At 50.0% G+C, this 12268-nt stretch carries 4 protein-coding genes and 1 tRNA gene; 3 read left to right on the plus strand and 2 right to left on the minus strand.

The genetic code is table 11. The features are described 5' to 3' along the window. Positions 1 to 180 precede the first annotated feature (180 nt). The 3 genes from FOA19_RS02755 to FOA19_RS02765 all read left to right on the plus strand — a co-directional run bounded on the left by FOA19_RS02755 (position 181) and on the right by FOA19_RS02765 (position 7342). The gene (locus FOA19_RS02755) at positions 181 to 3432 is read left to right on the plus strand and encodes a TonB-dependent receptor (protein ID WP_223808707.1); all 3252 of its coding nucleotides are present in this window, start codon (positions 181 to 183) and stop codon (positions 3430 to 3432) included. A gap of 477 nt (positions 3433 to 3909) precedes the next feature. Beyond that, entirely contained in the window at positions 3910 to 7047 is a 3138-nt protein-coding gene (locus FOA19_RS02760; RefSeq protein ID WP_149089260.1) for a TonB-dependent receptor, read from the plus strand. Between the two features lie 221 nt (positions 7048 to 7268). Beyond that, positions 7269 to 7342 (plus strand) — tRNA-Ala (locus FOA19_RS02765). Between the two features lie 309 nt (positions 7343 to 7651). On the opposite strand, the gene FOA19_RS02770 is transcribed toward FOA19_RS02765, so the two are convergent. Both FOA19_RS02770 and FOA19_RS02775 read right to left on the minus strand, forming a co-directional pair. Next, on the minus strand, positions 7652 to 8416 hold the full coding sequence (locus tag FOA19_RS02770) for a hypothetical protein (RefSeq protein WP_149089261.1): 765 nt from the start codon (positions 8414 to 8416) through the stop codon (positions 7652 to 7654). Positions 8417 to 8809: 393 nt separating this feature from the next. Then, entirely contained in the window at positions 8810 to 11683 is a 2874-nt protein-coding gene (locus tag FOA19_RS02775; protein WP_149089262.1) for a PKD domain-containing protein, read from the minus strand. Positions 11684 to 12268: the final 585 nt, after the last annotated feature.

Raw genomic sequence — 12268 nt, forward strand, 5'->3', positions numbered from 1 at the left:
TCCCATAATGAAGAAAGGGATAGAATAAGTGCTAATTAACAACTTCTAAAAAGTGTTAGCAAAACCTTAACCCCGAGGAGCTAACTATATTATTTTCTTGCAGCTAAGTTTGAATCTGGTTGCAAAACAAAAGAATTAACTCTCTATCTTTGCGCCGTCAATACACTGACCGCCAATAAAATGTTTTCCTCCCATAGGAATTTTGCATTTTCTTCCCTTCTCAATTCTGTTAGCATTGTTAATGTTAACTTAACAGTAGTCTCACCTACTTTTCTTTTTAATTATTTCTTTTTTACCAATTCTTTTTTTGCACAAAAAAAATCCTTTATGAAAAACCTTATTACCCGATTGATGCTCATCGTGGTGATGTGTTTGCCTATGCACCTTAGTTGGGGCCAGGGCTCAACCACCGCCTCAATGAACGGTGTAATCACTGATGCTAGTGGTGCTGGCCTGGCTGGCGCTACAGTAGTGGCGATTCACACTCCTTCTAACACCCAATACGCTGCAAGCGCCGATGCCAATGGCCGTTACAACTTGCAAAACATGCGCGTTGGTGGTCCTTATACCCTTACTTCTACGTACGTAGGTTACCAAGACCAAAAGAGAGAAAACGTATTCTTGTCTCTGGGTCAAAACCTTAAACTGGATTTCAACTTAGCCCAAAGTGCGGTAGGTTTGAGCGAGGTACAAGTAGTATCAGACCGCGGTGCCGTGATCAACGCAGACCGTACTGGTGCAGCTACAAGCGTTTCACGGGAGCAGATTCAGAACCTTCCTACCTTGAACCGTGGCTTGTCTGATTTCACAAGACTAACCCCACAAGCCTCTTCTTCTGGTGGAGGAACTTCATTGGGAGGTGCAAACAACCGTTATAACAACATCACTATTGATGGCGCTGTTAATAATGACGTATTTGGATTGGCTTCTAACGGTGCGCCAGGCGGACAGGCTGGTACACAACCTATCTCATTAGATGCTATTGACCAAATCCAGATCGTACTTGCTCCTTACGATGTAAAGTTCGGTAACTTTACAGGTGGTGGCATCAATGCTGTTACCAGATCAGGTACCAACAACCTGGAAGGATCTATCTATGGTTTCGGCCGTAACCAAAGCACTGTAGGAAATGACCCTACCACTGAATTAAAAACTGCTGATTTCAAAGATTACCAGACAGGCTTCAGAGTTGGAGGTCCAGTGATCAAGGATAAGTTGTTCTTTTTCTTAAATGGTGAAATTACACGTCGTAGCGAACCATTGATTAACGGATTAGGAACAGCAGGTTCACGTGTACCTTCTGACAGTGTACAGCAAATGTATAACTTCCTTCAAACGCAATATGGTTATAACGCAGGTACTTTTGGCAACATTGACCGCCGTACCGAAAGCAACAAATTCTTTGCTCGTTTAGACTGGAATATTACTGACCGTCATCAATTAACGCTTCGCCATAACTATGTAGACGCTTTTGATGATAACATAACACGCAGTCTTTCTGCTTTCCGTTTCGGCAACAATGCCTACGTTTTCAACAGTGTAACTAACAGTACAGTTGCAGAACTTCGTAGCCGTTTTTCAGAGTCTCTCTCTAACAGCTTAATTGTTGGATATTCTAGAATTAGAGATAACCGTGATGTACTTGGCCAGCTATTTCCGCAAGTAAGAATTAACTATAGCAATGGCGGTACAGGAACAGTAGACGCTGGTACCGAAAGAAGCTCTATCTACAACGAGCTTGATCAGGATATCTTTGAATTCACTGACAACCTTACCTTCTTCAGTGGTCGTCATACCTTCACACTAGGTACACACAATGAATTCTTCCACTTCCGTAACCTGTTCATCAACAACGCAGCTGGTTACTATCAGTTCCCAAGCTTTAAACGCTTCTTTGACCAAGGTTTACCAACCAGGTTACAGGCCACTTACTCTGCTGATTCTAAAAACCCACAACCATCTGCAGAATTTGATGCGATGCAGCTAGGGTTCTATGCGCAAGATGAGTTCTCTATCACAGACAACTTCAGATTGACCGCTGGTATTCGTTTGGACATTCCAGTAATGCCAGACACCCCAGCTAGAAATGAAAAAGTTGAGACAACTTTTGCTAACACTCAGTACAGCGATTTACGGACAGATCAAACTCCAAGTGGCCAGTTGCTGTGGGCTCCTCGGGTAGGCTTTAACTGGGATGTATTTGGTGACAAAACGTTCCAGCTGAGAGGTGGTACAGGTATCTTTACTGGACGTGTTCCATTTGTGTGGTTGTCAAACCAATTCACCAACAATGGTATCACCTTTAACAACATTGACTCAAACAGACCTCCTAGATTCGAGCCGAATCCTAACAACCAAGCCGCTGTAGCAGGTGCTTCTACTGCTTCTGAAATCAACCTTGTGACTTCAGACTTTAAAATACCTCAAACTTTCCGTACCAATTTAGCAGCAGATTACACCTTGCCTTTCGGTATTGTTGCTACGGTAGAAGGTATTTACTCAAAAACCTTGAATGACATTGTATACAAGAACATTAACTTGGTAGCACCTTCCGGTAACTTAGAAGGAGCCGAAAAGAGACCTATCTATCCAGCTGTAAGACAGATCAACTCTGCCTTTACCAACGTAATTCTACTTGACAATGCTAACAAAGGGTATTCTTATAGTTTGACTGGTCAATTGCAGAAGAACTTTGACAATGGTCTGAATACAATGGTGGCTTACACCTACGGTAAGTCTAAAGACCTGAATAGTGGTGCTAGCAGCACTGCAGTATCAAACTGGCAGTTCAACCAGATAGCTTGGGATCCAAACAATCCTGAATTGTCTTACTCACGTTCAGACGTGCGTCACCGTATCATTGCCACTGGTGGTTACACTGTTAAATACTTAGAGCACTTTGGAACATCTATCTCTCTGTTCTACGAAGGTCAGTCTGGCACGCCATTCACCTACCTGTACAGAAATGACTTGAATGGTGATGGTCAAAATGGTAACGACTTGATGTACGTTCCTAGAAATAGAACTGAGATGCCAAATATGAGCGAACAGCAATGGAATGACTTAAATGCATACATTGAAGGCGATTCATATCTTAGCACCCGCAGAGGTCAATACACAGAGCGTAACGGAGCACGTATGCCATGGACGCATCAAGTTGACTTACGTTTAGCTCAGGATCTTTACTTCAATGCTGCTGGCAAGAAGAATACACTGCAATTGACTTTTGATGTCTTCAACATTGGTAATTTGATTAACAACGATTGGGGTCGTCAGTATTCAATCACAAACAGCGCAGTTGAACTTGTATCCGCAACTCGTACAGGAACTGGAGCTACTTACACTTTCAGCAAACCTGCTGGAAAAGTATGGGGTGAAACTTTCTCTTCAAGATGGCAAGGACAAGTTGGTCTGCGTTACATCTTCCAATAACGAGATAGCTTAATTTCTTCTAAAAAAGGCGAACCTTGTGGTTCGCCTTTTTTATGCCTTATATCTTATGAAAGCCAGACAGAGCACTGTCTGGCTTTTGTGTTTTTGGCCATGTTATAAGAAAGTAGCCCTAAAAGGGGAAAGCCGGCATCTGCTGGGCTTCCATAGCCAGGTTAAAGGAACGAACTTCTATGTTTAGGCTCTTTACTAGAGTATTAAGGCAGAAATAAGTTTTCGGCAGAAATAAACTTGTGCCGTGTGGCATCGTAAAGAGAACGGCTAACTAGGTGATTATCTAATAGTTAGTATTATAAATATACTATATAGGCCCTGCCCTTCCCCAGCCTTGCGTGGCTGACTGCCTCCACACCTTTCCTCCGGAGGAGTTTATCTGACCCTAATGCGCCCCTGCTCATCACCCTTTATTTCCAATCCCGCTCATTAGTTCACTTAAAAGTTTGGCATAACAGAACCTTTATGAAAAAACTAATTACCCCCCTATTGCTTACTCTTGTCATGTGTTTGTTTGGTCACCTTAGTTGGGGACAGGGCGCTACTACCGCCTCCATGACGGGCGAGATTACAGATGCAAGCGGCGCAGGGCTACCGGGGGCCACTATTGTGGCCGTACATACGCCTTCCAATACCCAATATGCCGCCAGCGCCAATGAGAACGGCCGGTACAATCTGCAAAACTTGCGGGTGGGTGGCCCCTATACCATCACCGCCACCTATATTGGCTACCAAGACCAGCGCCGGGAAAACGTCTTCCTTTCCTTAGGCCAAACCCTTAGGCTGGATGTAAACCTAGCCGCCAGCGCCGTAGGCCTGAGTGAGGTGCAGGTAGTATCAGAGCGAGGTGCTGTCATCAACGCTGACCGGACCGGGGCTGCCACCAACGTATCCCGGGAGCAGATTGAGCGGCTTCCTACGTTAAACCGCTCCCTACAGGATTTCACCCGCCTTACGCCACAAGCCTCCGGCAACTCTTTGGGTGGGGCCAACAACCGTTACAACAACATCACCATAGACGGGGCCGTGAACAATGACGTGTTCGGGATATCCGGTACCGGGACCCCGGGCGGGCAGGCAGGCACCCAACCTATTTCCCTGGATGCCATTGACCAGATCCAGGTGGTGCTGGCTCCCTACGATGTGAAGTTCGGGAACTTTACCGGGGGCGGGATTAATGCGGTTACCCGATCCGGAACGAACAACTGGGAAGGCTCAGCCTATGCCTTTGGACGTAATGAGAACATTGTAGGCGATGACCCGATCACCGAGCAGGAAACAGCGGAGTTCAAGGACTACCAAACGGGTTTCAGGATAGGCGGACCGATTATCAAAGACAAACTGTTCTTTTTCCTGAACGGAGAAATTACCCGGCGCACGGAGCCACTTTTATTCAACCTGGGTGACCCGGGCTCCATTGTCCCGGCAGAAGACGTGAGGAGAATTGAAGACACGCTCCGCATCAAGTACGGGTATGACCCCGGCACCTCCGGCCCTATCAACAGGCTTACCGAGAGCAACAAGATCTTTGGCCGGCTGGACTGGAACATCACAGACCGGCACCAGTTAACGCTTCGGCACAACTTTGTAGACGCCTTTGACGAGAACATCACTCGCACCAACACCACGTTCCGGTTTGGCGGCAACGCCTACCGGTTTAACAGCTCCACCAACAGCACCGTGGCAGAGTTACGCAGCCGCTTTTCCGAAAACTTCTCTAACAGCCTTATTGTGGGCTATTCCAGGATCAGGGACAACAGGCAAACGCCGGGCGGCCTTTTCCCACAGGTAACCATCCGGTTTGCGGGGAGCGGCAGTAACACTATCACCGCCGGCACCGAGCGGAGTTCGGCCTTCAATGAGCTGGACCAGGACATCTTTGAGTTCACAGACAATCTCACCATTTTCAAAGGCCGCCATACCTTCACGTTGGGTACCCACAATGAATTCTTCAGCTTCCGGAACCTGTTCATCAACAACTACAACGCCTATTACCAGTTCAACAGCGCCGAGGATTTCTTTGCTGCCAGGCCTTTCCAGATAGAGCAGACCTATTCGGCTAGCCAAAACAACCCCACCCCGGCCGCCGAGTTCAACGCCGCGCAGCTAGGCTTCTATGTGCAGGATGAGATGGATGTGCTGGAAAACCTACGGGTAACCCTGGGGCTCCGGTTGGATGTTCCGGTCATCCCAGATGAACCCGCTCGCAACCAGGCCGTGGAAACCGCTTTTGCCAATACCACCTACTCCAACCTGAGGACAGACGTGACGCCTACCGGACAACTCTTATGGGCCCCGCGCCTGGGCTTCAACTGGGACGTGCGCGGCGACAAAACCATACAGGTGCGGGGCGGTACCGGTATCTTCACAGGAAGGGTGCCGTTTGTGTGGCTGTCCAACCAGTTCGTGAACAATGGGATTACTTTCAGTTCGCTACAATTGAGAAACCAGACCGCGCCAAACCGGTTTGTAACCGACATCAACCAGGTCCGGAACCTGGGCCCGGCCGTAAGCACCACGGAGATCAACCTGATTTCCGAAGACTTCAAGATTCCGCAGACGTTCAGAACCAATCTGGCCGTGGATTATACCCTTCCCTTAGGCATCATTGCCACCTTGGAAGGTATCTACTCCAAAACCATGAATGATATTGTGTACCGTGATATCAACTTACTCTCTCCCACTGGCACTTTGAGCGGTCCAGACAATCGGGCGCTGTATTCCTCCGGGCGGGTTTCCTCTTCGTTCACCAACGTAATCCTGCTGGATAATACCAACCGCGGTTACACCTACACCTTGACCGGCCAGTTGCAGAAAAACTTCAATATGGGGCTCAATACCATGGTGGCGTACACCTACGGCAAATCTGAGGATGTGAACTCAGGCGCCAGTAGCACCGCCCGGTCTAACTGGCAGTTCAACCAGGTCTACCGAAATCCCAATGACCCCGAGCTTTCCTACTCTCGCTTTGATATCCGGCACCGGGTTATTTCCTCCGGAGGCTACACGTTTAAATGGCTGAACAACTTCTCCACTACCTTATCTTTGTTCTACGAAGGCCAGTCTGGCACACCTTTCACCTACCTGTATGCGGGCGATATCAACAACGATGGCAGCAACGCCAATGACCTGCTGTACGTGCCGCGCACCATTGAAGAAAGTGGATTGATAGATGTCACCAACAGTTCCGGGGTAGTAACGCGCACGGCAGCCCAGCAGTGGACAGACCTGAACGCCTTTATTGAGAACGATGAGTATCTGAAAACCCGCCGGGGCCAGTATGCTGAACGCAACGGGGCACGCACGCCCTGGACCCACCGCGTGGACCTCCGCCTGGCGCAGGACATCTTCGCCAATTTAGGCGCGAAAAACCACACCCTGCAGCTAACCCTGGACATCTTCAACGTAGGTAACCTATTCAACCAGGACTGGGGCCGCAACTACTTCGTGAACAACGCCGCCGTAGAGTTGGTGAGGTTCAGCCGCCGCGATGATAACAACCGGCCGCTCTTTACCTTCAACAACCCTTCGGGCGATGTCTGGACTACCTCCTTCTCCTCAAGATGGCAGGGGCAGCTTGGGGTACGGTACCTCTTCCAATAAGCGTTTCCAATCTCTTTTTCAGAAAATCGGGCGAAAACAGATTTCGCCCGATTTTTTTCTTTCAATCCAAGGTGAATTTCAGAACCCTTAAGTTGAAACAAGTCAGCTATTTACCTATTGAACGACTTAACTGCTGGCACTTCAAGGAAAGCAAAATGCAGAAATGCGCCGAAAAGATTTTGTAGTTATCAGAAAGGCTATTACTTTTGTAACATCAAAACGGGGGATTAGCTCAGCTGGCTAGAGCGCTTGCATGGCATGCAAGAGGTCATCGGTTCGACTCCGATATTCTCCACTTGAAAATCAAGCACTTACGAGGTAAAACTTGTAAGTGCTTTTTTTGTTGGGTCACACAATTGTACACAAAGATTGTTTAAATCGTAGTAATTTGGTCTCAACAAATCCTTGAATAGCTTTAACAATCTTTTTAATCGTTTTGCAAAATCAAAGTAGTCATAGTGACTGCCATTCTTTGAGGCAAGATATATTGCAGTAAGTCCCTAATCTATATCAGAAATCAAATTATCTATCTCTGAAAGTATTGTCACCATCCCTGATACAGTTAAAAACTAGTCAACAAAGCAGCATTCCCAACTTGTTCTAGCTATCTATACACAAATCTTCGTTTTGTGAAAGTAGAACGCCTTCCAGCCCTGTCTACTGAAAGCTTACTTATCCAATTCCCTTTTTCATCGAAATCGTAGCACAAGCCTATATCATTTATAATAGCATTATCTGGCCTTAAGATTAGAATCTCTGTTATCTCTTTTGTGACTTTGTCTCTCCCGAGGTATATCGTAGCCTCAAGCTCATTGGAGGAACTATAATGAGACTGTACCTCTATGCTATCTCCCTCCCACTTACTCTTATGGTAAGTGAATACCTTTCCCTTACCATCTGTAAGCTTTTCAACTATGGGTTTTCCACTCTCGTTGTATTCGATAATTTTTGCAAGGCCTGGCTCTCCTTTAGCGTCATAACTCTTCACAGTTTCAACCCTGTTCTTTGAGTCTCTAACATGCACCTGCTTTGTGATAAGCTTTGATGCGGAATCTGAAGTGATACTCTCTTTTACAAAACCATCTTTATCATACTTGAAGATGTGTCTTTTTAGAATTCTGTCATTTTGATCGAACTCGATTAGTTCGGTTATGTTTCCTTCCTTATCAAAGTTGGACTGACCATGCCCTGTCCAGTCCTTCTCACCTACTTCCCACTTATCAGACCTGTATTCGGCTTTATAAGTGTTCTCATGCACTGAAACCACATTTCCTTTTAGATTATATTCATCAAGGGTGTTTTTCTTTTGGGAATGGCTTTCAAAAGAGCAGATCCAGCCTAGGACAAAAATTAGACATACCTTTTTCATTTGTACCCTATTTAAGTGATTATTGAAACTTGCTTCTCACTTAGCTAAAATACAATTAATTAACAAAAATTTTCAACTATAAAATATAAAAACCCTGGGCTGTTACCTTGAAAGGAGCAAATTAACAGCTCAGGGTTCAGACCTCAATTCAGGAAAACTTACCTTTCTACTTACTCCAGCACAAGCCTCACATGATAGGAATTTCCAGCTTTTCGAAGCACCACGAGGTACATTCCACTTCTTTCTTGACCGACCTACAGCCCCTGCCCAAAGAGGCCACCCTCTTTGGGCAGGGGCGGATAAACGAAGAAAGCCTGAACCATTGCTGGCCCAGGCTTTCTTTTTCACACCCGAAGGTCTGGAGTGACGGAATCCTTAAAAAGGGTACTTCCGCTAACGAACCAGAAGCCTGGCCCGGTAGGTAACCCCGCCCGAGGAGACGGTCACCAGGTAAAGGCCATGTCTAAGGCCGGCGGTGCCGATCGCCCTCTCCAGCGCCCCTCCCCCGTGGGTGAAACCCTCGGAGGAAACCCTCCTGCCCGACAGGTCCGAAACCTGCAGCACGGCCACCCCGCTGGGGAGGTCATGAATAGAGAGCATTACCCCTTCGCCGGAACCGGCGGGGTTCGGCCACAGGGCCATCTTCTCTCCCTGGGATGCGAAGGCCGCCGAAGCTGCTACTTCTGCCATTGCTCCGGATGAGGTCACTTGGCCCACCACGGCGAAGGGCGCGGAGGCGGTGCCGATCACCACAGGCGAGGTGCTCACCACCCGCACGCGGTAACCGCTGCCCGAGGGGGTATTTGCCGGGATGGTGCCGTTGATGGGGTTCCTGGTCTCGTAGGCGCCGATCACCACCGCATTGGCGAAGGAGCCGGAGGCGTCGGACAGATGGATACGAAACTCGTTCACGTACCGGGTGAAGAAGCCCGTCGCGGTATAGGGCACCGCGATCGTCGCGCCCGCCTGATAGGAGGAAGCGGCCAGGGTGCCGGTGGTGATGGCTCGGCCTATCACGGTAAAGGGCGCGGAGGGGGTGCCGATCACCACAGGCGAGGTGCTCACCACCCGCACGCGGTAACCGCTGCCCGAGGGGGTATTCGCCGGGATGGTGCCGTTGATGGGGTTCCTGGTCTCGTAGGCGCCGATCACCACCGCATTGGCGAAGGAGCCGGAGGCGTCGGAGAGCTGGATCCGGAACTCGTTAGTGTAGCGGGTGTAGGTGCCCGTCTTGGTATAGGGCACGGTGATCGTCTCGCCCGCCGTGTAGGAGCTAGCGGCCAGGGTGCCGGTGATGATGGCTTGGGGCTCCTGTGCCACCACGGTAAAGGGCGCGGAGGGGGTGCCGATCACCACAGGCGAGGTGCTCACCACCCGCACGCGGTAACCGCTGCCCGAGGGGGTATTCGCCGGGATGGTGCCGTTGATGGGGTTCCTGGTCTCGTAGGCGCCGATCACCACCGCATTGGCGAAGGAGCCGGAGGCGTCGGACAGCTGGATACGGAACTCGTTAGTGTAGCGGGTGTAGGTGCCCGTCCTGGTGTAAGGCACTACGATCGCCTCACCCGCCTTGTAGGAAGTGGAGGCCAGGGTACCGGTGGTAACCGTGTGCGTCGGTGGGGAAACTTCCACGGTTTGGGTGGTGCTATGTTCACAGTCTCCCTGCCTAATGGTAAGCTTGGCAGTGTAGGTGCCGGCGGCCGCGTAGGTATGGTTGATAGTGCCTTTGGTAGTATAGTCCACGGTGCCGTCATTATCCACATCCCAGGCATAGGTGGCATAGGTGGCCACGTTGGAAGAGGCGTCCGTGAGGGTGGTAGCATTCCCCATGGAAACGGGTGCTGCAGTGAACGAAGCCACCGGCAGAGTACAACCTTGGAGCTTGACCACCCAGTAGTCAATACCGCCTTTGGAGGCCCCGCCTTTGTCCCCCCCGATGCCAGAATCAGAATACCCACCTAGGACATAGCCCTTGTCGGCGGTTGGCTGCAGGGCCGTCAACTGGTCACTACCGCTCCCGCCTATGGTCCTGTCCCATACCTTGGCCCCGTTGGCGGCCAGTTTGACCACCCAGTAGTCACTGCCGCCTTTGGAGGCCTCGGTCTTGTCCCCACTGACGGGAGAAGGAGAAGTCCCCCCCAGGATATAGCCCCCGTCGGCCGTCTGCTGCAGGGAACTCAACTGGTCGCTACCGCTCCCGCCTATGGTTTTGTCCCACTCCTTGGCCCCGGTTGCGGTCAGCTTGACCACCCAGTAGTCACTACCGCCTCTGGAAGCCTCGCCCTTGTTCCCCCCGGTGCCAGAATCAGACCATCCCCCCAGGATATAGGCCCCGTCGGCCGTCCGCTGCAGGGAACTCAACTGGTCATTACCGCTCCCGCCGAAGGTCTTGTCCCACTCCTTGGCCCCGCTGGCGTTCAGCTTGACCACCCAGTAGTCACTGCCGCCTTTGGAGGCCTCGGTCTTGTCCCCACTGATGCCAGAAGGAGAAGTCCCCCCCAGGATATAGCCCCCGTCGGCCGTCTGCCGCAGGGAACTTAACTGGTCACCCCCGCTCCCGCCTATGGTCTTGTCCCATACCTTGGCCCCGTTGGCGTTCAGTTTGACCACCCAGTAGTCAGTACTGTTACCATTGCCTCTATTAGCCCCGGTCTTGTCCCCACTGACGGGAGAAGGAGAAGTCCCCCCCAGGATATAGCCCCCGTCGGCCGTCTGCTGCAGGGAACTCAACTGGTCAGTACCGCTCCCGCCGAAGGTCTTGTCCCACTCCTTGGCCCCGCTGGCGTTCAGCTTGACCACCCAGTAGTCATTATTGCCTCTGGAAGCCTCGGTCTTGTTGCCACTGACGCCAGAAGAAGAAGTCCCCCCTAGGATATAGCCCCCGTCGGCCGTCTGCTGCAGGGAATTCAACTGGTCGGTACCGCTCCCGCCGAAGGTCTTGTCCCACTCCTTGGCCCCGCTGGCGTTCAGCTTGACCACCCAGTAGTCACTGCCGCCTTTGGAGGCCTCGGTCTTGTCCCCACTGACGGGAGAAGGAGAAGTCCCCCCCAGGATATAGCCCCCGTCGGCCGTCCGCTGCAGGGAACTCAACTGGTCAGTACCGCTCCCGCCGATGGTTTTGTCCCACTCTTTGGTAGGTTGCGCCACAAGGCTGGTTATGGCTATACAGAACAGGAGGGCGTACATCATCCCGGCGATAGCGGTTTTGTAGGAGAAACCTGTCACTCTGGTGGCGACAGGTAGAGAATGGGTAAAGTTTCGGTTCATGTCTATTGGTTTAAGTGGAAAAATTGAATGCGCTTCGATTAAAAAACGGCACTGTAGCAGTGCACCGGTGGAGTGACGACTAAACAGTTTTTAGGCTAGATTAGGCGAGAAGGCAGGTTTTGGGTGGAATAGCTATAGATGCATATAATATTTATAATCTATGATTTAATTAAATAATTTAAAGCTGAATATAAGTGATTACAGATCAATAACCAAATTATTTATACGTATTCAATATTAAATATGATTTTTTATCTGGGTGTTTACCCGATGTATGGTGGTAGATGCTTGTTCTAGATACAAACAGAGGCTCAGCATTTACTTCGAAGACTTCAAGCGGTGAGTTCAGGTTAGTCCACCAGGGCTTTGCGTCTTTTAGTCAGGTATACTAATGCCCCCATGCTCAACCGACGCCCGCGTACTGGAAAACGGAGCGAAGAGGCGGGGGAACCCGGAGACGCGAGGGTGCTTCGCCGTATGTTCAATAGGTAGGCACCGTAGTTACCCCCTGTACTCGGGGACGATAAGGTTAGGACTAGCCAATAGTAAATACCTGATACTTTAATAACATGAAGCATCCCCTTG

The sequence above is a fragment of the Rufibacter hautae genome (assembly GCF_008271695.1).
Lineage (GTDB): Bacteria > Bacteroidota > Bacteroidia > Cytophagales > Hymenobacteraceae > Nibribacter > Nibribacter hautae.